Consider the following 20,587-nt stretch of genomic DNA (forward strand, 5'->3'; position numbering starts at 1 on the left):
GGCCCCTACCGGACCAGCGTCCCCGGCGTCCCGCCGTCGAGGAAGTCGCCGAGCGCGTCCGGCCCGAAGACGGAGGCGGGCGCGCGGAGGCCGAGGAGCGCGCGGACCTTCGCCGCCATCCCGCCCGTGACGTCCGTGTCGTCGCTCCCGCCGAGGTAGCGCTCGACGTCCGCGTAGTTCTCGATGTCGGGGATGACCGTTCCCGCGTCGTCGAGGACGCCGTCGACGGTCGAGCAGACGCCGACGCGCTCGGCGTCGAGGCCGGCCGCGAGCGCGACGACGAGTTCGTCGCCGCTCAGAATCGTCGCGCCCGCATCCGCGTGCGTCACGACGTCGCCGTGGAGCACCGGGACGAACCCCTCGTCGCGTTTCGTCGCGACGGTGTCCGTCGGAAGCGAGAGGGTGCCGTCCGCGTTCCGGTGGCCCGCCGAGTGCGGGTGGTGTGGGACCGCGGGCACGCCGCGCTCGCAGAGCGCGTCACAGACCACGTCGTTCAACTCTCGCATCGCGCCGTGTATCTCCCGGACCGCCGTCGCCTCACGCGTTCCGTCCGTCCGCGAGACGTCGTGGGCGGCCGCGTGCGGGTGGCCGAACGACCCGCCACCGTGGACGAGGACGAGGTCGTCGGCGCCCGACGCGGCAATCGCGTCCGCGGCGTCCGCGAGCGCGGGCCCGTCGACGGTGTCCGTCGCGTCCTTCTCCGTGACGACGCTCCCGCCGAGTTTCAGGACGACGGTCATTCGGCGCGCACCCCCTCGGTTGCGAGTTCGGCGCGGAACGACTCGTCGCACGCCGGCGTGAGCGAGAGCGCGGTCTCCGCGCCCGTCCCGTCGTCGAGCGCGACGATACAGCCGCCGCCGCCCGCCCCGGTCAGCTTCGCGCCCGCCGCACCGCCCTCGCGGGCCGCCCACACCATCTCGTCGAGCGAGCGCGCGGAGACGCCGAGCGCCGCCAGCAGGCCGTGGTTCACGTCCATCAGACGCCCGAGCTCCGCGACGTCGCCCTCGCGGAGCGCGTCCTCGCCCCGACGGACGAGGTCGCCGATGGAGGAGACGGTGTCGCGCGCGAAGTCGTACTCCTCGCGGAGCGCGCGCACGCCCGCGACGAGCTCGCCCGTGTCGTGGCTCGTCCCGTCGTACCCCACGACGAACGGGAGGTCCGGCGTCGCCAGCGTCCGGCAGTCCGACCCCTCGACGCGGACCGCCCCACCCATCGCCGAGCAGAACGTGTCCGCCCGCGAGGCCTCGCCGCTCTGCACCGCCTTCTCCACCTCGTAGGCGCGCTCGGCGACGGCCTCCGGTGCGAGGTCGACGCCGAGTTCGCGCGCCGCCGCATCGATGGCGGCGACGACGACCGCCGCGGAGGAGCCGAGCCCCGCGCCGAGCGGGATGTCGCTCTCTATCGTGACGTCGAGGCCGGCGTCCGGCCGGTCGGCCGCGTCGCGCGCCGTCGCCATCGCCTCGTCCACGTATCCCATCGCGGCCTCGACGAGCGGCGTCGGCACGTCCACGTCCGGCGCGTCGTCGCCCGCCCCGTACTCCACGGTGAACCCGTCGAGCGTGAGGTCCGCCGCGCTCACCCGCTGTCGGTCGTCGCCGCGCTCCGCGACCGTCACCGTCGCGCGGCGCTCTATCGCACAGGGCACCGCGGGTTCGCCGTAGACGACCGCGTGCTCCCCGAAGAGGTACACCTTCCCCGGGGCGCTCGAACTCGTCGGCATACCCGAACACGCGGCGGCCGGGCCTAAGTACCCTTTCGCTTCGACGCCGGCCACGCCACCTATGCCCGCCGCCGGCCAAACGGCGGTATGCGCCCCGTCATCGACCACGTCCCGTTCGCCGGCCCCGACCTCGACGCGCTCGTCGAGCGCTTCGAGAACGCCGGCTTCGCCCCACAGTACGGCGGCGAACGCACCGCGACCGGGACGGAGAGCGCGATGATCGTCCTCCCGGACGGCTCCGCGCTCGAACTCCTCGCGCCCACCAACACCGACACCAACGCCGACGACGGTCACTGGCCCGACTTCACCGCCGCCGACGCCGGCCCCTGCGCGTGGGGCGTCGACGCCGGCAGCGTCCACAGCGAACTCCAGCGCGCGATCAGCCACGACGTCACCGTTCGGGGCCCCCTCCGCGAGCGCCGCGAGACCGACCGCGGCGTCGCCGAGTGGGACGTCGGCTTCCTCGGCGGCCCCGACTCCCCGCTCCCCTTCGTCGTCTCCGACCGGACGCCCCGCGAGTACCGCGTCCCCGATAGCGCCCTCTACGGCTCGCCGCTCTCCGGCGTCGGTCGCGTCGTCCTCGCCGTCGACGACCTCGACGACGCCGTCGCGCGCTTCACCGACCTCTATCGGCTCCCCGCACCCGAGCGCGACCACGACGGTACGTTCGGCGCGCTCGCCGCCTTCCCCGGACAGGACGTCGTCCTCTGCGAACCGGACGAGGGGCCGGTCCGCGAACGCGTCGAGCGCTTCGGCGCGTGTCCGGCCACCGTCCTCCTCACCGGCGACGTCTCCGACGCCGCCGCACACCACCCGCTCCACGGCGGCCGCACCCTCTTCGGCAAGCGCGTCCGCTTCGTCGACGGCTTCGACACCCGACTCGGCGTCGTCGAGCGCTGACGGCGCTCACCGAAGACACCGGTACTGATACGACACACCTGCACTGACACGACGACCAGGGGCACACAGACGACGGCGTCGCCACTCCCGGCCCGGACCCGTGAGCGTCGAAAGGAAGAGTCGTCGGCTTAAATCTCGCTCTCGAAGTCCTCGAGACTGTAGGACGGCTCCGCGCCGCGCTTGTCGAGAACCTCGTTCGCGAGCAGCCAGTAGACGACCGAGAGCGCGCGTCGACCCTTGTTGTTCGTCGGAACGACGAGGTCGACGTTGCTCGTGGAGTTGTTCGAGTCGCACATCGCGATCACGGGGATACCGACCGTAATCGCCTCCTTGACGGCCTGGCTGTCGCCGATGGGGTCCGTGACGACCAGCACGTCCGGCTCGATGTAGCCGTCGTACTGCGGGTTCGTCAGCGTCCCCGGGATGAAGCGACCCGTCCGGGCGCGCGCACCGACCGCGTCCGCGAACTTCTCCGCGGGGAAGCGACCGTACTGACGCGAGGAGGTCACGAGGACCTGCTCGGGGTCGTAGTTGGCGAGGAACTCCGCGGCCGTGCGGATGCGCTCGTCCGTGCGCGAGACGTCGAGGACGTAGAGGCCATCCGTCCGCACGCGGTGGATGAAGCGCTCCATGTCCTGCGTCTTCTGCTGTGTGCCGATGTGGACACCCGCGGCGAGGTAATCCTCGACCGGGATGAGGAGGTCGGCGTCCTCGTCTGGCATTACGTCTTCCGTCCCTGCGGCCGGCTCGGGGGCCTCCGTGGCGTCGGCGTCGTCGGCGGCGTCCGCCTCGACGTCGACGTCGACGTCGGTCGCCTCGGACTCCGCGTCCGCCTCGGGGGCGTCCTCGAGTTCGGCCTCGCTGTCTTCGTGCTCGCTCATAGTGCCTCGTCCGCGATGCGGATGAGTTCGTTCAGCTTGGCAGTGCGCTCGCCCCCGACCGTGCCCGTCTTGATGAACGGGGCGTCGGTCGCGACGGCGAGGTGTGCGATGGTCGCGTCCTCAGTCTCACCGCTCCGGTGGCTGACGACCGTCTCGTAGCCGTTCCGGGTGGCGAGTTCGATGGCGTCGAAGGCGTCGCTGAGGGTGCCGATCTGGTTCGGCTTGATGAGGATGCTGTTCGCCGCGTCGACGTCGATCCCCGCTTCGAGGCGCTCGACGTTCGTGACGAACAGGTCGTCGCCGCAGATCAGCGTCTGCGAGCCGACGCGCTCGGTGAGTTCCGCGAACGCCTCGTAGGCGTCCTCGTCGAGCGGGTCCTCGACGTACGCGAGGTCGTACTCGTCGACCAGTCCGGCGACGTAGTCGATCTGCTCCTCGGTGGAGCGGACCTCGTCACCGTAGACGTACTCGCCGTCCTCGAAGGTCTCGGCCGCCGCCATGTCGAGACCGAACTTGATCTCGAAGCCGACGTCGTCCGACACCGTCTCGACGGCCTCCTCGACGAGCTCGAACGCTTCCGCGTCCGAGATCGAGGGGGCCCACGCGCCTTCGTCGCCCTTCGCCGCGGGCGTCCCGCGCTCCTCCAGCAGCGAGCCGATCTCGCCGTGAACCTGCGCGTTCGCGAAGACGGCGTCCTTCACGCTCGGCGCGCCGACGGGTGCGGAGAGGAACTCCTGAATCGCCGTGGCCTCCTGGGCGTGCTCGCCACCGCCGACGACGTTCCCGAGGGGAATCGGGAAGTTGCCGCCCCGGAAAGCACCGCCGAGGTGCTGGTAGAGCGGCGCGCCGAGGACGTCCGCCGCGGCCTTCGCCGCCGCCATGCTGATGGCGACCGCGGAGTTCGCGCCGATCTCCGAGAAGTCCTCGGTACCGTCCGCCGCGCGCAGGGTGTCGTCCACCTCGCGCTGGTCGCCGGCGTAGACGCGCCCTTCGAGACGCGGCACCGCGTGCTCGCGGGCCGCCGCGATGGCTTCGTTGACCGGCAGCTCGATGGCCTCGTACTCGCCAGTGGACGCCCCGGAGGGCGCGGCCGCGCGGCCGAAGCCGCCCGACTCGGTGAGCACGTCGGCCTCCACGGTCTTGTTGCCGCGCGAGTCGAGGACCGCGCGCAGGCGAACCGTTTCGATGCGTGTCATTACTGTTCCCTCCGGACGGTGAACGGGAGCACGTCAGCGTCGTACTCCTCGGCGGCGATCAGGATCGGCTCCGTCTGGTCGGTGTCGACCAGGACCGGCGCGCCGTAGGAGACCTGGAGCGCTCGCGCCCCGATGATGCGTGCTTTCTCGTAGCGGTTGAAGTCGGGCATTACTGGTAGGGGGAGACCACGTCGACGAGGTCCTGGTGCGAGACGAACATCCGCCGACAGCAGTGTCTGTCGAGGCCGAGGTCGTCGAGGACCTCCGCGGGGTCCTCGTCGCCCTCCTTGTTCGCCGCGCGCGCCTTGAACTCCTCCCAGTGTTCACCGATGACGGTGCCGCACGTGAAACACCGGACTGGTACCATCATGATGTATCCCTCAGCGGTAGGACTTCTGGTAGCGCGCCCGCGCACCGGGCCCGCCCCACTTCTTCGGCTCCTTGCGCCGCGCGTCGTTGACGAGGAGCTGACGGTCGAACTCCATGAACGCGTCGCGGAGCTCGGCGTCGTTGCGGAACTCGACGATGCCGCGCGCGATGGCGGTGCGGACGGCGTCCGCCTGACCGGCGTAGCCGCCGCCGCTCACGCTGACGTCGACGTCGATCTCGTCGCGGATGTCCGCGCCCGCGATGCGGAACGGCTCCAGCATCTTGAGACGCGACATCTCGGGGTCGACGAGTTCGACGGGCGTCGAGTTGATTCGCACGCGACCCTCGCCTTCGGTGACCGTCGCGCGGGCGACGGCCGTCTTCTTCTTGCCGCTCGTGTTGGTTACCATGTCTTGTTAGCACCCAGTTCCTCGGAGATTTCGCCGAGGGAGACGAACTTGATGTTCGAGAGGCGGTCGAGCGAGGTGCCCTCAAGCACCTCGCCGTCCTCGTCGAACTGGTTTCCGACGTAGAGGCGGACGTTCTCGAACGCCTCGCGGCCGCGGTCCGTCTTGTACGGGAGCATCCCGCGCACGGCGCGCTTGAAGATGCGGTCCGGACGCTTCGGGTAGTACGGCCCGCTGTCCGAGCCAAGCTCGGCGCGCTTGCGGTACGTCCCGAGGACGTCCTCCTCGTTCCCCGTGATGACCGCGTCCTCCGCGTTGACGACGGCCACCGTCTGGCCGTCGAGCGCGAGTTCCGCGACGTTCGATGCGACGCGACCCATGATACAGTCGCGGGCGTCGACGACGACGTCCGCGTCGAATTCTGCGGCGCTCATCGGATCACCCGGACGTCGGACCCTTCGGGGTTCTGTTCGACTGCCTGTGCTAGTTGGACGACGTCGCCGTCCGCGTGCTCGATCTTCGTCTCCGCGCTGGACGAAAAGTCCACCGCGGCGACGGTCACGGACTTCCGGAGGGCGCCCGAACCGAGCACCTTGCCGGGGACGACGACCGTCTCGTCCTCGTTCGCGTACCGTTCGATGCGACTCAGATTCACCTCAGCGTGCGTCGAGCGCGGCTTCTCCAGCCGGTCTGCGACGTCATGCCAAACGTCCGCACCCGAATCGCGGGCGACGGATTTGAGTTGGGCGATGAGACTACTGAGTCTCGGGCTCGTCTTGCTCATGCTTCTGGCTCCTGATGAGAGTATAGGGGTGTGGAGTGCAGGGAGCAGGATTTGAACCTGCGAACTCCTACGAGACAGCGCCCTGAACGCTGCGCCTTTGGCCAAACTTGGCTATCCCTGCACGCCCACTGAGAAGGCGCGGTCTTACCGACGACACATTGTTCCCGCCGCCCCGTAAAGGGACTTTCGATCCCCCACCGGCGCGCACCCGTCGCTACGGGCGTCGGGCGAGCGCCGGTGGTGGGGTGGCGGGACATGTGTCGTCTTACAGACTGACCTTCTCGCGTAGTTCGTCCGCGCGCGTGGACAGCGTGTCCACGGCACGGAGGACCAGTTCGTCGACGGGCATCGACCCGTCGGACTCGACGTGGAAGACGAAGGCGTTCGGGACGTCCTCGACCGTGACCTCCTTCCCCGGATACCGGTTCGTGAGGTCGTGGCCGAACTCCGAGGTGGCGACGAGCTCGTCGCCGTCCTCGATGACGCCACGCACTATCTGCGCTTCGTCTTCACCGTACTCCGAGGCGTCGTCACCGACCTCGACGTGCTGGAGGTGCCGGTAGCCGACGGCCACACCGCCCTGGAACTTCGCGTGATCGCGTCCCCGGCCGAGTTTCGCTTCGGCCTCGGCCTCCAGACGCTGTCCGTCCTTCAGCTCGATGAGGGGAATGTTCTCGTCGGCGGGTTCGACCTGCGGGTCCGGCGAGACCAGATCGCCGCTGTACGCGGTGGCCGGTCCCTCCACGTCGATGGCCAGGGTGACGGTGTCGTCCTCGTCGAACTCGCCCTCGGGGGTCGTCAGCGGGACGAGCCCCATGCGGAGGGCGAGCACCTCGTCGAACAGGACGCTCGAGTTCTCCACGAACCGAACCGTGTCGATGGAGAGCGTCGGGACGTCCGCGAGGATGGCCCGGCGGATGCCGTTGGCGAACGCGGGCGTGATCCCTCTGACGAGGAAGCGCGCCTCGCGCTCCGTGTCTTCGATGAATTCGACGTCGAAGTCCGTAGCCATGTGGTGTGGTTAGTAGCCGCTGTTCTTCGGCGGGCGGGTCCCGTCGTGGGGGATCGGGGTGACGTCCTCGATGCGACCGATTTCGAGGCCCGCGCGTGCGAGCGCTCGAATCGTGGCCTGCGCGCCCGGACCCGGGCTGCGCTGGAGGTTGCCACCGGGGCCGCGCACGCGAACGTGCACGCCCTCGATACCCTGTTCTTTGAGGTCTTCGGCGAGCTGTTCGGCCATCTGCATCGCGGCGTACGGCGAGGCCTCGTCGCGGTTCTGCTTCACCACGGCACCGCCGCTGGACTTGGCCAGCGTCTCGGCGCCCGTCTCGTCGGTGACGGTGAGCAGCGTGTTGTTGAACGAGGCGTGCACGTGTGCGATGCCCCACTTGTCGTCGGCTTCGTTCTCTGCCATTGGATTACTCCTGGTTGTCGGCGCGAGCCGGGTGGAGCTCGTCGTCGAGCGGGCTCGTCTCGTCGAACGCGACGTCGTCCTCCTCGGCGACGGCGACCTTCCGGGACGGCGCGGTCACGCGGCTCTCGCCGACGGTGACGTGGCCGTGGGTGACGAACTGCCGCGCCTGCTGCGGCGTGTTCGCCAGCCCCTTGCGGTAGGCGACCGTCTGGAGGCGGCGTTCGAGGACGTCGGTGACGTCGAGCGAGAGGACCGCGTCCAGCTCGTCGGAGTCACCGAGAATCCCGTAGCGCCGGAGGCGGGCGACGAACTCCTCGCCCTCGTCGCCCTCCTCGGTCACGCGACCGAGGAGTTCGCGGGCCTCGCGGCGGTAGGAGCGCAGTTCGGACTGCGCTCGCCAGAGCTCCTGTTTGTTCTTCAGGCCGTAGCGGCTGAGGAGGTCGGACTCCTCGGCGATCCGCTCGCCCTGGTAGGGGTGGTTCGGCGTCTCGTAGAACTTGGTGTTCTCACCGGGAAGCGCCATTATTCACCCTCCCCCTCGGCCTCTTCTTCCATCTCTTCTTGCAGGGCCTCGACGTTGACACCGATGGTGCCCTCGGTACGCCCGGTGGACTTCGTGCGCTGACCGCGGACCTTCTGTCCGCGCTCGTGGCGCACGCCCTTGTAGGACCGGATCATCCGCATCCGGTTGACGTCCTGATTCCGGGTGAGGGAGACGTCGTTGCCCGTGATGTGTTCAGTCTCGCCGGTGTAGAAGTCGTTCCGGCGGTTCGCCAGCCATTCTGGAGCTTCGTCGGCGAAGTTCTCCACGGCCTCGACGATGCGCTCGATTGGCTCGTCGTCGAGACGGCCGAGCGTGGCTGTTCGGTCCACGTCGGCGTTGGCGGCGACCACGCGGGAGACCCGGCGGCCGATGCCGTCCATCTCGGAGAGGGCACGCTCGACGGTCTTGGTGCCGTCGAGGTCCGTCTGCCCGATCCGGACGAAGTATCGGATGTCCTCCTCCTCGTCCGGCTCCTCTTGTTGTTCTTCGCTCATGATTGTCTCGTGTGGAGAGGCGTCGTGGCGGGGATTTGAACCCCGGAGGCGGTGAGCCACAGAGTTAGCAACCCTGCGCCTTGACCAGGCTAGGCTACCACGACCCGCTCGGTGGTTTACTGTCGCCCTCCGCGGACTCGGGACACGGCGTCCCTACAGTGACTGCATCCCTACCGAACCGCCGACCCTACTTAACTATCACGAAACGCCCGAGGCGTGCGACTCACCGACGGGGGAGCCAGTAGACGGCGAGGACGACCGCCCAGATGGTCGCCACGGTGGCGAGCACGTCCGGGTCGCTCCGGTGGAGGTGCCAGAAGAGCGCGAGCACCGCCACGAGGGAGCCGAGCGCGCCGACGGCCGGGACGACGGCGCTCACGAGCGAGTCGCGTCGCGTGTACGCGACGGCCGAGATTACGCCGAAGATGCTGATGAACGCCCCGGAGGCGAAGCTCGTGATCGAGTCGAGGCTCCCGTAGACGGTGAGGATGGCGGTGAGCGTCCCGAGGACGAGCAGCGCGCGCACGGGCGACTCCGACCCGTCGTCCGCGCTCGTTCTGCCCTGTCCGACCGACGACGTCACGGGCTCGTCGTCGCCGGCCCCGGGGACGTTGTGCGCGGCGTCCGCGACCTGCTGGCTGAGGTGGGCGGCGGAGAACAGCGTCGCGTTCAGCGCGGAGGCCGTGGAGAGCACGGCGGCGACGGCGACGAGGACGAAGCCGGCCTCCTGAAAGACCGGTTCCGCGGCGTACGCAAGCGCGGTCTCGGCGTGGGCGGTGATCGTCGCCGGGGAGAGGAGGTTCGTCGTCACGACCGCGACGAGCACGTAGAGCAGCGTCGTGAAGACGATGCTCGCGTAGATCGCCTTCCGAACCGTCTCCTCGGGGTTCTCGATGCTGTCGAGGTCGAAGGTGAGGAGCTCCCACCCCTCGAAGGCGACGAAGGAGAGGGCGGCCGCGGAGACGACGCCGCCGCCGACGTGGTGGAGGCCGCTGTCGAGCGTCCCCTGCGTGTAGCCGTAGTAGACACCGGCGACGCCGACGACGAGGAGGATACCGACCTTCGCGGCGACGAGCGCGTCCTCCGCGCGCCCCGAGGCCCGCGCGCCGACGACGTTCAGCCCGACGAAGGCGGCGACACCGAGCGCGGAGACGAGCGGCCGCGCGGGCACGCCGAGGACGGTCTCGACGCCGACGAGCTGGAGCCCGTAGCTCCCGAAGGCGTAGGCGTACATCGCCATCGTACCGACGTAGCCGAACGTGAACACCCACCCCACAACGCCGGCGAGCCACCGCTCACCGGTGAACTCCGCGACGTGGTCGACGGGGCCGGCGAGGTCGTCGTCGCTCTCGTGAATCATCCGAACGAAGGAGTAGCCGGCACAGAGCGCGAGCGCGCCCGACGCGACGAACGCGAGCCACGCGGCCGAGCGCGCGTTCGCCGCGACGACGCCGAGGACGGCGAATATCCCGCCGCCGACCATCCCGCCGACGGCGAGCGATACGGACTCGGCGAACCCGATCCTCTCACCCATACTCGGACACGCGGGCGGACGCGTGTTAGAAGCAGGGGTCGCACGTGGGATGCGCGGCGGGGTCAACCGGCGAGCGCGGTGTCGGGCGAACGACGAACGGTGCTCTCGGTCGTCGGGCGGGAAACGGGCGGCGCCCTCAGTCGTCCGCGGGCGGAGCGTCCGCGGGTCGGTCGAGGTACTCCTCGTTCACTTTCCAGCCGCCCTCGCCGTCATCGACCATGTACTCGCCGTAGTAGGGGACGCGGTTTCGGACGGTCTCGCGGAACGTCGTCGCGATTTCGCCCCGCGTCATCTCACCCATCGAGCGCAGGTCGTCGTTCCGGTTGAGACACCCCTTCAGGTACCCCTCGTGTGTCACGCGCACGCGGTGGCAGTTCGCGCAGAACTCCTCGTTCCCGACGGGGTCGACGATTTCGACCATCCCGCCATCGACCCAGTAGCGCTTGCGGTCGTGCATCTCCCGCGTCTCCACGCGGTCGGCTCTCCCGGCGAGCCAGTCGTGGACGGCGTCGATGTCGACCGCCCACTCGGGCTTCCCGACGAGTTCGGGCATGAACTCGATGAGCTGGAGGCGGAGGCCGTCGTTCGCGGCGACGTAGTCGACCATCTCCGGGACGTACCCCTTCGTCTCCTGGAAGAGGACCATGTTGAGCTTCACGGGGTCGAGACCGGCCTCGACGGCGGCCTTCACGCCCTCGATGACCTGCCCGTACGCGCCGGACTGGGTGACCTCGCGGAACGCGTCCTCGTCGAGGGCGTCCTGCGAGACGTTCACGCGACTCACGCCGGCCTCGACGAGGCCCTCGGCGCGCTCGGGGAGGAAGGTACCGTTCGTGGTGAGCGAGACCTCCATCGAGTCGGGCGTACGCGCGACGATTTCCTCGAGGTCGTCGCGGAGCATCGGTTCGCCGCCCGTGAACTTCACGGAGTCGACGCCGAATCCCTCGACGACGTCGAGGAAGCGGACGACGTCGTCCGCGCTCATCTCGCCCTCTTGGGGGTCCATCGGACCGCGGGTGTCGCCGAGCCCCTCGTTGTGGCAGTAGACGCAGTCGAAGTTACAGCGGTCCGTCAGCGAGACGCGCACCCCCGTCACCTCGCGGCCGAACCCGTCCTCGAGCATGCGGAGATATGGCACGTCCGGACGGATAAGGACGCGGGTCTACCCCGTCTTTCGCCCCGGTCGGGAACGTCCCGTGTACGTCGTCGTCCGACGGGCTTATTCACGCGACGCCGCCTAACGGGGCCATGAACGAAGCGGACGTGGAGGAGGCGCTGCGCGGTGTCGAGGACCCCGACCTCGGCGGGGACATCGTCGATGCGGGACTCGTCAACGAGGTCACGGTCGAGGACGGCGTCGCGCACGTCTCGCTCGCGCTCGGGACGCCGTACTCGCCCGCGGAGTCGACGATTGCCGACCGGGTTCGCGCGGCGATCCGCGACCTCGAGCTCGAACCGGAGCTCTCGGCCTACCACCCCGAGCAGGATTCCGGTACCGAGGACGACGTCCTGCCGAACGTGAAGAACGTCATCGCGGTGGCGTCCGGGAAGGGCGGCGTCGGGAAGTCGACGGTCGCGGTGAACCTCGCGGCGGCGCTCTCGGAGCGCGGCGCGCGCGTCGGGCTCTTCGACGCGGACGTCTACGGGCCGAACGTCCCGCGGATGGTGTCGGCGGACGAGGCCCCGCAGGCGACCGAGGAGGAGACGCTCATCCCGCCGGAGAAGTTCGGCGTGAAGCTGATGAGCATGGCCTTCCTGACGGGTGGGGAGGACGACCCCGTGATCTGGCGCGGCCCGATGGTCCACAAGGTCCTGACGCAGCTCGTCGAGGACGTCGAGTGGGGCTACCTCGATTACCTCGTGATCGACCTCCCGCCGGGGACGGGCGACACGCAGCTGACGGTGCTCCAGACGATGCCGGTGACGGGCGCGGTGGTCGTGACGACGCCGCAGGACGTCGCCATCGACGACGCCCAGAAGGGCCTGGAGATGTTCGGGACGCACGACACGCCGGTTCTGGGTATCGTCGAGAACATGAGCACGTTCGTCTGTCCGGACTGTGGCTCCGAGCACGACGTCTTCGGGAGCGGCGGCGGGGAGGCGTTCGCGGCGGAGAACGACCTCCCGTTCCTCGGTGCGATTCCGCTCGACCCGTCCGTCCGCGCGGGCGGCGACGAGGGCGCACCGGTCGCGCTCGACGAGGAGAGCGACGTCGGCGCGTCGTTCCGCGATCTGGCCGGGAACACGGCCGACATGGCCGGCATCCTCAACCGCCGGGCGCTCGACTGACGCCAGCGGGTAGCGGCCGGTCTCGCCGACACAGTATTCTTCATAATTTTTCCTTGTTAATGGATAGCAAACGATTTAGTGAGTGCCGTGCGAAAATTTTCCCAGCGTCCCACGCAGGGGGCCAGGACATACACTATGACTGACGACGAACTCATCTGGCGAATCGCGGGCGGTTCCGGCGACGGGATCGACTCGACGAGCCAGAACTTCGCCAAAGCTCTGATGCGCTCGGGGCTCAACGTTTTCACTCACCGGCACTACCCCTCGCGCATCCGCGGCGGCCACACGTACGTGGAGATACGCGCATCGTCGGAGGACGTCACGTCCCGCGGCGACGGGTACAACTTCCTCGTCGCCCTCGGCGACTCGTTCGCACGGAACCCGAAGGAGAACGCCTACTACGGTGAGGAGGAGGTCAAGCCCCTCGCCGAGAACCTGGACGAACTCCGCGAGGGCGGGGTCATCGTCTACGACTCCGGGCTCCTCGACACCGACGAGATCGAGAACTTCGACCAGCGGGTCGAGGAGAACGACTGGCACGTCTACGACGTCGACCTCCGGGGCATCGCCAAGGAGCACGGCCGCGAGATCATGCGGAACACGGCCGGTGTCGGCGTCACCGCCGCGCTCACGGGCATCGACACCTCGTACGTCGAGGACCTGATGGCCGAGGCGATGGGCGGCGACATCCTGGAGGCGAACCTGAACGTCCTCCACGACGCCTACGAACACGTCCAGGAGGAGTACGACGCGGACGCCCCCGACGTCACGGTCCCGACGGGCGAGCACGACGAGGAGCAGGTGCTCGTCTCCGGGAGCCACGGCATCGCGTACGGCGCCCTCGACGAGGGGTGTCGCTTCATCGCGGGCTACCCGATGACGCCGTGGACGGACGTCTTCACCATCCTGACGAACCTGATGCCCGACGTCGGGGGCATCAGCGAGCAGGTCGAGGACGAAATCGCGGCGGCGGCGCTCGCCGTCGGCGCGTCCCACGCGGGTGCGAAGGCCATGTCCGGGTCGTCCGGCGGTGGCTTCTCGCTGATGAGCGAACCGCTCGGTCTCGCGGAGATGACCGAGACGCCGCTCGTGCTCGTCGAGTCGATGCGGGCCGGTCCCTCCACGGGGATGCCGACGAAGCCCGAGCAGGCCGACCTCGAACACGTCCTCTACACGAGCCAGGGCGACAGCCACCGCGTGGTGTTCGCGCCCTCGGACCCGGTGGAGTGTTACGAGCAGACCCGGAAGGCGTTCCAGATCGCCTACGATTACCAGATTCCCGTCATGGTCATCTACGACCAGAAGCTCTCCGGGGAACACCGGAACGTCCCGAAGAGCACCTTCGACGAGGAGCCGAACCCGGACCTCGGGAGCGTCCTCACGGAGGAGGAACTGGAGGACCAGCCCCACGGCGAGACGGGCATCTACCACCGGTTCCAGCACGAGGGCGAGGAGGGCGTCAGCCCGCGCTCCATCCCCGGCCAGAAGGGCGGTCGCTATCTGGCGACCGGGAACGAGCACACGCCCGAGGGGCACATCAGCGAGAGCCCCTCGAACCGGAAGGCGCAGGTCGATCGGCGCAACGAGAAGCTCGCGGCCATCCGCGAGAGCCTCGACGCCGACGAGCGTCAGGAAGTCTACGGTGACGAGTCCGCGGACTACGGCATCATCTCCTGGGGCAGCCAGTCCGGGACGGTGCTGGAGGCCGTCGAGCGTCTGAACGACGACGGCCACCCGGTCAAGGGGCTCAGCGTCTCCGAGATGGCGCCCTTCCCGAAGGAGCTCCTCTCGGAGTTCATCGAGAGCGTGGACGACGTGCTCGTCGTCGAGATGTCCTCGACGGCGCAGTTCCACGGCGTCATCCAGAAGAACCTCGGACGGTACGGGGAAAAGCTCTCCTCGCTCCTGAAGTACGACGGGAACCCGTTCGAGCCCGCCGAGATCGTCGAGGCGGTCGAAGAACACGGAAGCGGCGAGGAGCTCTCCTCGAACACGCGATTCGAAGCCGCGGCAGGTGGTGACTAACTCATGAGTGCGTTTAGCGCAATCGGCGAGGAACGAGAGGTAGCGCAGGACGAGTTCACGCCCAGCATCGAGCCCCAGCCCACGTGGTGTCCGGGCTGTGGCGACTACGGTGTGCTGAAGGCCCTGAAGGGCGCGATGGCGGAACTCGGCAAGAACCCCGAGGAGATTCTCCTCTGTACGGGTATCGGCTGTTCGGGCAAGCTGAACAGCTACTTCGACAGCTACGGCTTCCACACGATTCACGGCCGCTCGCTGCCGGTCGCCCGCGCGGCGAAGCTGGCGAACGACGGCGTCGAGGTCATCGCCGCGGGCGGTGACGGCGACGGCTACGGCATCGGTGGGAACCACTTCATCCACACGGCCCGGGAGAACCACGACATGACGTACATCGTGTTCAACAACGAGGTCTTCGGCCTGACGAAGGGCCAGACCTCCCCGACGTCGCCGAAGGGCCACAAGTCGAAGACGCAGCCGAACGGCAACGCGAAGACGCCGATCCGCCCGCTCTCGATGAGCCTGACGGCGGGGGCGTCCTACGTCGCCCGGACGGCCGCGGTCAACCCGAACCAGGCGAAGGAGATCATCAAGGAGGCCATCCAGCACGACGGCTTCAGCCACGTCGACTTCCTGACGCAGTGCCCGACGTGGAACAAGGACGCGAAGCAGTACGTCCCGTACGTCGACATCCAGGACTCCGAGGACTACGACTTCGACGTCCACGACCGTCGTGAGGCCCAGGAGGCCATGCACGAGACCGAGGACGCCCTCTACGAGGGCACCGTCCTCACCGGTCGCTACTTCGTCGACGACGAGCGCCCCTCCTACCAGGCGGAGAAACGCGCGCGCGGCGACATGCCCGAGGGCAGCCTCGCGGAGCGCTACTTCGAGGACGGCGACTGGGAGCGCTCCTACGACTTCATCGACCGGCACGCCTGACCTTCGGATTCGGAAGATATTTTTTCCGCGGCGCCAAATGATACTGCGTGAGCAGCGACTCGACAGAGAAACGGATACTCGCGGCGCTCGAGGAGGACGCGCAGGCCTCGTACGCGGAGTTGGCCGAGCGGGCCGACGTCTCGAAGCCCACCGTCCGGAAGTACGTGAACGAACTGGAGGAGGCAGGCGTCATCGTCGGCTACTCGGCGGAGGTCGACCCGAAGAAGCTCTCCGGGCAGTCCATCGCCATGGTCGGCATCGACGTCGAGTCCGAGCGATACGTCGAGGCGACGCGCGCGCTGAAGGACCTCGACTCCATCCGGTCGCTCTACACCTCCTCGGGCGACCACATGCTGATGGCGGAGGTCCGCGCCGCGGACGGCAACGCCCTCGGCGACGTCATCAGCGAGGAGATTCTCGACATCGACGGCGTGACGGCCGCCCATCCCTCCTTCCTGCAGGAGCGCCTGAAGTGAGCGACGCACGAGCGCCCGCCGCCGCGCGGAGCGACGCCCCGACGACGCCGGTCGCGGTGGAGACGGGCGACGACATCGACGCGTTCGTCGACGCCAACGACGTCGCGCTCGTCGACGTCTACCGGCCGGGCTGTACGCTCTGCGAGGCCATCGAGCCAATCGTCGGCGCGGTGGCGAAGGCCTCCGGCGTCGCCGTCGCCACGTGCAACCCCCAGCGCGACCTCGCCGTCGTCGAGGAGTACGAGGTCCGCTCGGTCCCGACCCTCCTCCTGTTCGTCGAGGGCGAGCTCGTCGGCCGCCTCGCCGAGGGCTTTCAGGGGACGGACGCCGTCTTCGCCTTCCTCGCCGAGCACCTCGACGGACACCGCGACGTCCTCCCCGACGAGTACCGGTAGCGACCCGAGTCGTTTTGCGGCCCGCCCCCGTACGTTCCCGTATGGCCGTCTACGAACGCGAGTCGTGGGTGCGCGCGCCGCTCGATACGGTGTGGGAGTTCCACGCGGGCGTCGAGGGACTCGTCGCGCTCACGCCGTCGTGGGTGAACATGCACGTCGAGCGCGTCACGGGACCGGACGGCGACCCGGACCCGGCCGTCCTCGAACCCGGTTCGACCGTCGAGCTCTCGGTCCGCCCGTTCGGCGTCGGTCCCCGGCAGCGCTGGACGTCGGAGATCGTCGAGCGAAAACGCGGCGACGGCGTCGCGTACTTCCGCGACGTGATGACCGAGGGGCCGTTCCCGGAGTGGGAGCACACCCACCTCTTCTACGCGGACGGCGAGCGCACGCGCTGTCGTGACCGGGTCCGCTATCGGACGCCGACGGGGCCGCTCGCGCCCGTCGCGGACGAGGCGGCGAAGGTCGGCCTCGACGTCTTCTTCCGGTATCGCCACCGCCGTCTCCCCACGCACGTCGAGTAGGCGGGTCGTGCCCCGCGGGAACGTTTATCCGGTATGCGAACACACACCTCGGTATGGCAGACACGGATGTCATCGTCGTCGGCGGCGGTCCCGCCGGCCTCAGCGCCGCGCTGTTCGCGTCGAAGAACGGACTGGACGCCGTCGCGTTCGACACGGACAAGACGTGGATGCACAAGGCCCACCTGTTCAACTATCTCGGCATCCGCTCGATGGACGGCGACGTCTTCCTCGATCGGGCGCGCGAGCAGGCGACCGCCGACCACGGTGTCACGCTCCACGAGGAGACCGAGGTCACGGCCATCGAGCAGGACGCCGACGGCTTCGTCGTCACCGCGGACGGCGAGGACCACACCGCGGCCTACCTCGTGTTGGCGACCGGGGCGAACCGCGACCTCGCCGAGGAGTTGGGATGTGCGTTCACGGACGAGGACGTCGTGGACGTCGACGTGACGATGGAGACGAGCGTCGCGGACGCGTACGCCACGGGCGCGATGGTGCGCGCCGAGGAGTGGCAGGCCGTCATCTCGGCGGGCGACGGCGCCGCCGCCGCGCTCAACATCCTCACGAAGGAGAAGGGCGAACACTACCACGACTTCGACACGCCCGCGGACGTCTGAGGCGGCGCGTCGATCGGTCCCCGCACCTCAGCCGAGGAGGAGGCGAAGGTTGTAGACGGTGAAGAAGCTCCCGACGAGCGTCAGCACGACCGGCGGGAAGTAGTAGCTGAATCGGTCCTCCCACTGACGCGCCGCGCGGACGCTCACGGCGAGACAGAGACAGATGACCGCGATCTTCCACGCGGCGAGCCCCGCGAACCCGAAGCGTGCGAGGACCGCGGCGACGATGGGGTTCCCCTCGACGACGGCGGGTGCGTACCGATGGAGCGTCAGCGTCGTGAGCGTGTCCCCGACGCCGTACGCGGTGGTGGCGAGAATCCAGAGCCAGTAGAACTCCTCAACGTCGGCGAACTCGCGCGGAAACGGCAGGAGAGAGCCGACGCCCATACGTGGGCGTCACCCCCCTCCCTCAAGAAACTACGCAGTGCTCAGTCACTTCCCTCGATGTCGCGTGGCGGGCCGTCGTGGCCGAGCCGTCGCACGCGGTCGTAGTAGACGTCGGTGGCCGCGGAGAGCGCGAACGCGGCGACGATGAGTGCCGTCCACGTGCCCATCGGGAACGCGTCGAACGGGACGACCTCCAGCCACGCGACCGTGAGCAGCGCCGCGGCGACGGCGCTGAGCCCGAGGTAGTACTCGCTGCGCTTGATCTCGTTCTCCGGGACGACGTCGAGGTAGAGTTCGACGTCTTCGAGGTTCCCGGGTTCGACGACGCCGCGGTTCGCGTCGTACTCGATCACGTCCGCGTCGTCCAGACGCGGCAGGTGGGTCTGACGGAGCGCCGTGTAGACGCGTTTTCGCTGTTTGTGCGTCACCGCCCCCGGCGCGACGTCGTTCTCCCACGCGGAGAGCTGTTCGGAGAGTTCGCGGAGCTCGACCGGGCGCTCCTCGCGGCGCAGATAGTGGAGCGTGTGCCGCCGCCGGCTGTTGCTCAGTAGGTCGAAGACTTCCTCGCGCGATACCGTCGATTCGTCCGTAGTCTGTGTTGTCCTCGCTTGTGACACGTCTCGTCCTCCCCCCGACGGGGGGAGAATTGCAGCATCCTAACATAATGGTATCGTATAAATTGACTGTATAGCTGCCTGAAACTATTTGGACCGGCAACTGGTGGGTCACTCTCGCGGCGCGTACGGTCGCCATACCGCCGTCGAAACGTCCGCATACCGGTTCGTACGGCCGGCCGGACGAACCGTCGGGCGGCGCATACATAGGGGGGTGTAGTCTCGTGGTGTCGACGTCGGCGGGGCAACTCGTCGGGCACACACCATGGCAGACATCCAACTCACGCGTCGGTCCGTCCTCGTCGCGGTCGTCGCCGTCGGCCTCGTCGCCGCCGGTGCGGGCGCGGGGACGATGGCGCTCTTCAGCGATCAGGAGCAGAGTGCGAACAACACGATTCAGGCCGGGACGCTCGACCTCTCGATGGGCGAGTCAGCCAGCTTCGTCGCCGACGGCGACAACATGAACCTGAAGCCGGGCGCCTCGACCGGCGGGGACGTGACGCTCTCGAACACCGGGAGCCTCGACGGCACCGTCGCGCTGAACGTCACGTACGCGGAGAGCGACAACGACGAGTCGACGGACAACACGACGGACATGAACGCCACCGAGACCGCGAAGGTACTCGACGTCACCGAGCTCACGTACGGTGGCTCGCCGATTATGGAGAACGTCAGCGACACTGACGGCGACGGCACGAAGACGCTCTACGACCTCTCGCAGTCCGAGGTCGACGTCGGCGCGCTTGACGCGACCGAGGAGAAGGACTTCAACGTCACGCTCACGATGCAGGAGAGCGCGGGCAACGGCTACCAGAACGACGGCGTCGACGCGACGTTCAACTTCACGGTGACCCAGGCGTAATGAGCGACGAGAAGATCAACCTCTCGCGGCGGAAGGTCCTCGGCGGCCTCGTCACGCTCGGCGCGGCCGGCGCGGCCTCGGGCGCGGGGACGTTCGCGCTGTTCAGCGACCAGGAGAGTAGCACGAACAACACGGTGCAGTCCGGGACGCTCGATCTCACCGACCCGACGACGACGATGGACGCGTCGGTGACGGCACTCGCGCCGGGCAAGTCAACCAGCGGCTCGGTCACCCTGACGAACGGTGGGTCGCTCACGGCCGACCACCTCGAAATCGGCGTGGCCTCGATCAGCAACAGCGACGGCGACACGAGTAAGCCGGACGGCTCCGGGTCGTCGGACAAGTCCGCGAGCGACGTCGTCGACCACCTCTACGTGGACGAGCTCTCGTACGGGACCGGGGGCGTGGCCAATATGGTCCCGACCGTCCAGCTCCCGGGTGCGTACACGTACGATTTCGGCAGCGGGGCGGACATCGCCTTCGAGACCGTGACCGCCTCGGAGGCACCGGAGTCGGACAGCGCCCCGAGCGGGGACATCCTGCACATCTCCTCCGAGGCGAACACCGGCAAATACGCACACTCGATGGTCGACGTCTCGGAGCAGGCGCTCACGCTCGACGACCTCAACAACGGGACGTTCTCGTACGACTACTACGCGACGACGGAGAACACCGTGAAAGCCCCCGACGAGGTGAAAATCGTCGTCGAGGACACGGACGGGTCCGTCCGCTTCCTCTATCAGCACCGTGGCGACCCGGAGGACACGACGAGCACGGGATGGACGACTCGCGACGTCTCCTCGGACCTCGCCGAAGGCGACCTCGCCTCGAACGCGAACAACTGGGGCGAAGTCGATATGGCGACCGGGTCGACGTCGTCGCTCGGCGACAGTCCGCGCCCGGAGTACGGCGACGCGACCGTCCTCCTCGTCGGCGTCGGAGCCGCGAACACGAACGGGAGCGTCGACGTCCGGCCGGACCTCTACTACGGTGACCTGCAGGTCGGCTCGGAGACGCACGCCCTCCCGAGCACGCCCGCGACGCTCACCGACCTCTCGAACACGGTCGTCGACAGCCTCGCGGCACCCGGCGACGGGACGGACTTCGCGTTCACCCTGCGTCTCGACCCCGAGGTCGGTAACGCCTACCAAGGAGAGGGCATCGACCTCTCGTTCGCCTTCGGGCTCGCCCAACAGGCCGGCCAGGACGTCCTCTAAGGAGC

At 68.5% G+C, this 20,587-nt stretch carries 27 protein-coding genes and 2 tRNA genes; 10 read left to right on the top strand and 19 right to left on the bottom strand.

The window, feature by feature from the left end:
• Positions 1 to 5 precede the first annotated feature (5 nt).
• On the bottom strand, positions 6 to 740 hold the full coding sequence (locus tag IEX84_RS08285) for an isopentenyl phosphate kinase (RefSeq protein WP_188871755.1): 735 nt from the start codon (positions 738 to 740) through the stop codon (positions 6 to 8).
• The gene (mvk, locus tag IEX84_RS08290) at positions 737 to 1,720 is read right to left on the bottom strand and encodes a mevalonate kinase (protein ID WP_188871757.1); all 984 of its coding nucleotides are present in this window, start codon (positions 1,718 to 1,720) and stop codon (positions 737 to 739) included. The genes IEX84_RS08285 and mvk overlap by 4 nt, the downstream gene beginning before the upstream one ends.
• Before the next feature lie 87 nt (positions 1,721 to 1,807).
• On the opposite strand from mvk, the gene IEX84_RS08295 reads away from it, so the two are divergent.
• Positions 1,808 to 2,620 (top strand): VOC family protein, encoded by an 813-nt coding sequence (locus IEX84_RS08295; RefSeq protein WP_188871759.1) that lies wholly within the window; start codon positions 1,808 to 1,810, stop codon positions 2,618 to 2,620.
• Between the two features lie 128 nt (positions 2,621 to 2,748).
• Here the strand turns inward: IEX84_RS08295 and rpsB are convergent, their stop codons facing one another.
• The 15 genes from rpsB to moaA all read right to left on the bottom strand — a co-directional run bounded on the left by rpsB (position 2,749) and on the right by moaA (position 11,366).
• Positions 2,749 to 3,501: a 30S ribosomal protein S2 gene (gene rpsB / locus IEX84_RS08300; protein WP_188871761.1), complete on the bottom strand. Its 753-nt coding sequence runs from the start codon at positions 3,499 to 3,501 to the stop codon at positions 2,749 to 2,751.
• Positions 3,498 to 4,697: a phosphopyruvate hydratase gene (eno, locus tag IEX84_RS08305; RefSeq protein WP_188871763.1), complete on the bottom strand. Its 1,200-nt coding sequence runs from the start codon at positions 4,695 to 4,697 to the stop codon at positions 3,498 to 3,500. Before eno ends, rpsB begins: the two co-directional genes overlap by 4 nt.
• Entirely contained in the window at positions 4,697 to 4,867 is a 171-nt protein-coding gene (locus tag IEX84_RS08310; protein WP_188871765.1) for a DNA-directed RNA polymerase subunit K, read from the bottom strand. Before IEX84_RS08310 ends, eno begins: the two co-directional genes overlap by 1 nt.
• Positions 4,867 to 5,067, bottom strand: coding sequence for a DNA-directed RNA polymerase subunit N (locus IEX84_RS08315; RefSeq protein ID WP_188871767.1), 201 nt, complete (start codon positions 5,065 to 5,067; stop codon positions 4,867 to 4,869). The genes IEX84_RS08310 and IEX84_RS08315 overlap by 1 nt, the downstream gene beginning before the upstream one ends.
• Positions 5,068 to 5,077: 10 nt before the next feature.
• On the bottom strand, positions 5,078 to 5,476 hold the full coding sequence (locus IEX84_RS08320; RefSeq protein ID WP_188871769.1) for a 30S ribosomal protein S9: 399 nt from the start codon (positions 5,474 to 5,476) through the stop codon (positions 5,078 to 5,080).
• Positions 5,470 to 5,907: a 50S ribosomal protein L13 gene (locus IEX84_RS08325; RefSeq protein ID WP_188871771.1), complete on the bottom strand. Its 438-nt coding sequence runs from the start codon at positions 5,905 to 5,907 to the stop codon at positions 5,470 to 5,472. The genes IEX84_RS08320 and IEX84_RS08325 overlap by 7 nt, the downstream gene beginning before the upstream one ends.
• Positions 5,904 to 6,257 carry a 50S ribosomal protein L18e gene (locus tag IEX84_RS08330; protein ID WP_188871773.1) on the bottom strand — a complete coding sequence of 118 codons (354 nt, stop codon included), beginning with the start codon at positions 6,255 to 6,257 and terminating at the stop codon, positions 5,904 to 5,906. Before IEX84_RS08330 ends, IEX84_RS08325 begins: the two co-directional genes overlap by 4 nt.
• A 36-nt stretch (positions 6,258 to 6,293) precedes the next feature.
• A tRNA-Leu gene (locus IEX84_RS08335) sits at positions 6,294 to 6,378 on the bottom strand.
• A gap of 144 nt (positions 6,379 to 6,522) precedes the next feature.
• A complete protein-coding gene (locus IEX84_RS08340; protein ID WP_188871775.1) occupies positions 6,523 to 7,269 on the bottom strand; it encodes a DNA-directed RNA polymerase subunit D in 747 nt (248 codons plus the stop codon).
• Between the two features lie 9 nt (positions 7,270 to 7,278).
• The gene (locus IEX84_RS08345; RefSeq protein WP_188871777.1) at positions 7,279 to 7,671 is read right to left on the bottom strand and encodes a 30S ribosomal protein S11; all 393 of its coding nucleotides are present in this window, start codon (positions 7,669 to 7,671) and stop codon (positions 7,279 to 7,281) included.
• A gap of 4 nt (positions 7,672 to 7,675) precedes the next feature.
• Positions 7,676 to 8,194 carry a 30S ribosomal protein S4 gene (locus IEX84_RS08350; protein ID WP_188871779.1) on the bottom strand — a complete coding sequence of 173 codons (519 nt, stop codon included), beginning with the start codon at positions 8,192 to 8,194 and terminating at the stop codon, positions 7,676 to 7,678.
• Complete coding sequence (locus tag IEX84_RS08355) at positions 8,194 to 8,709, bottom strand: 30S ribosomal protein S13 (protein WP_188871781.1); 516 nt, start codon at positions 8,707 to 8,709, stop codon at positions 8,194 to 8,196. The genes IEX84_RS08350 and IEX84_RS08355 overlap by 1 nt, the downstream gene beginning before the upstream one ends.
• A 20-nt stretch (positions 8,710 to 8,729) precedes the next feature.
• Positions 8,730 to 8,813 (bottom strand) — tRNA-Ser (locus IEX84_RS08360).
• Positions 8,814 to 8,932: 119 nt separating this feature from the next.
• Positions 8,933 to 10,243 (bottom strand): APC family permease, encoded by a 1,311-nt coding sequence (locus tag IEX84_RS08365; protein ID WP_188871782.1) that lies wholly within the window; start codon positions 10,241 to 10,243, stop codon positions 8,933 to 8,935.
• 136 nt (positions 10,244 to 10,379) lie between these two features.
• Positions 10,380 to 11,366, bottom strand: coding sequence for a GTP 3',8-cyclase MoaA (moaA, locus tag IEX84_RS08370; protein WP_188871784.1), 987 nt, complete (start codon positions 11,364 to 11,366; stop codon positions 10,380 to 10,382).
• 125 nt (positions 11,367 to 11,491) lie between these two features.
• On the opposite strand from moaA, the gene IEX84_RS08375 reads away from it, so the two are divergent.
• The 7 genes from IEX84_RS08375 (at position 11,492) to IEX84_RS08405 (ending at position 17,502) form a co-directional block, all read left to right on the top strand.
• On the top strand, positions 11,492 to 12,532 hold the full coding sequence (locus IEX84_RS08375) for an Mrp/NBP35 family ATP-binding protein (protein ID WP_188871786.1): 1,041 nt from the start codon (positions 11,492 to 11,494) through the stop codon (positions 12,530 to 12,532).
• A 135-nt stretch (positions 12,533 to 12,667) separates the two neighbouring features.
• Positions 12,668 to 14,557, top strand: coding sequence for a 2-oxoacid:acceptor oxidoreductase subunit alpha (locus IEX84_RS08380; RefSeq protein ID WP_188871788.1), 1,890 nt, complete (start codon positions 12,668 to 12,670; stop codon positions 14,555 to 14,557).
• A 3-nt stretch (positions 14,558 to 14,560) separates the two neighbouring features.
• Positions 14,561 to 15,493 carry a thiamine pyrophosphate-dependent enzyme gene (locus tag IEX84_RS08385; protein WP_188871790.1) on the top strand — a complete coding sequence of 311 codons (933 nt, stop codon included), beginning with the start codon at positions 14,561 to 14,563 and terminating at the stop codon, positions 15,491 to 15,493.
• 47 nt (positions 15,494 to 15,540) lie between these two features.
• Positions 15,541 to 15,969: an HTH-type transcriptional regulator LrpA1 gene (gene lrpA1 / locus IEX84_RS08390; protein WP_188871792.1), complete on the top strand. Its 429-nt coding sequence runs from the start codon at positions 15,541 to 15,543 to the stop codon at positions 15,967 to 15,969.
• Positions 15,966 to 16,364, top strand: a complete 399-nt coding sequence (locus IEX84_RS08395) for a thioredoxin family protein (protein ID WP_188871794.1) — start codon at positions 15,966 to 15,968, stop codon at positions 16,362 to 16,364. Before lrpA1 ends, IEX84_RS08395 begins: the two co-directional genes overlap by 4 nt.
• Before the next feature lie 41 nt (positions 16,365 to 16,405).
• A complete protein-coding gene (locus IEX84_RS08400; RefSeq protein ID WP_188871796.1) occupies positions 16,406 to 16,885 on the top strand; it encodes an SRPBCC family protein in 480 nt (159 codons plus the stop codon).
• A 53-nt stretch (positions 16,886 to 16,938) separates the two neighbouring features.
• Positions 16,939 to 17,502 (top strand): FAD-dependent oxidoreductase, encoded by a 564-nt coding sequence (locus IEX84_RS08405; protein WP_188871798.1) that lies wholly within the window; start codon positions 16,939 to 16,941, stop codon positions 17,500 to 17,502.
• 27 nt (positions 17,503 to 17,529) lie between these two features.
• Here the strand turns inward: IEX84_RS08405 and IEX84_RS08410 are convergent, their stop codons facing one another.
• Both IEX84_RS08410 and IEX84_RS08415 read right to left on the bottom strand, forming a co-directional pair.
• Positions 17,530 to 17,889 (bottom strand): hypothetical protein, encoded by a 360-nt coding sequence (locus tag IEX84_RS08410; RefSeq protein ID WP_188871800.1) that lies wholly within the window; start codon positions 17,887 to 17,889, stop codon positions 17,530 to 17,532.
• A gap of 41 nt (positions 17,890 to 17,930) precedes the next feature.
• The gene (locus IEX84_RS08415; protein ID WP_188871802.1) at positions 17,931 to 18,506 is read right to left on the bottom strand and encodes a DUF7344 domain-containing protein; all 576 of its coding nucleotides are present in this window, start codon (positions 18,504 to 18,506) and stop codon (positions 17,931 to 17,933) included.
• A 262-nt stretch (positions 18,507 to 18,768) separates the two neighbouring features.
• Here IEX84_RS08415 and IEX84_RS08420 point away from each other — a divergent pair, with 262 nt between their 5' ends.
• Both IEX84_RS08420 and IEX84_RS14590 read left to right on the top strand, forming a co-directional pair.
• Complete coding sequence (locus IEX84_RS08420; RefSeq protein ID WP_188871804.1) at positions 18,769 to 19,365, top strand: TasA family protein; 597 nt, start codon at positions 18,769 to 18,771, stop codon at positions 19,363 to 19,365.
• Positions 19,365 to 20,582 (top strand): TasA family protein, encoded by a 1,218-nt coding sequence (locus IEX84_RS14590; protein ID WP_209590238.1) that lies wholly within the window; start codon positions 19,365 to 19,367, stop codon positions 20,580 to 20,582. The genes IEX84_RS08420 and IEX84_RS14590 overlap by 1 nt, the downstream gene beginning before the upstream one ends.
• Positions 20,583 to 20,587 lie beyond the last annotated feature (5 nt).

Origin of the sequence: Halarchaeum rubridurum, from assembly GCF_014647115.1 — an archaeon.
In the GTDB taxonomy this organism is placed as follows: domain Archaea; phylum Halobacteriota; class Halobacteria; order Halobacteriales; family Halobacteriaceae; genus Halarchaeum; species Halarchaeum rubridurum.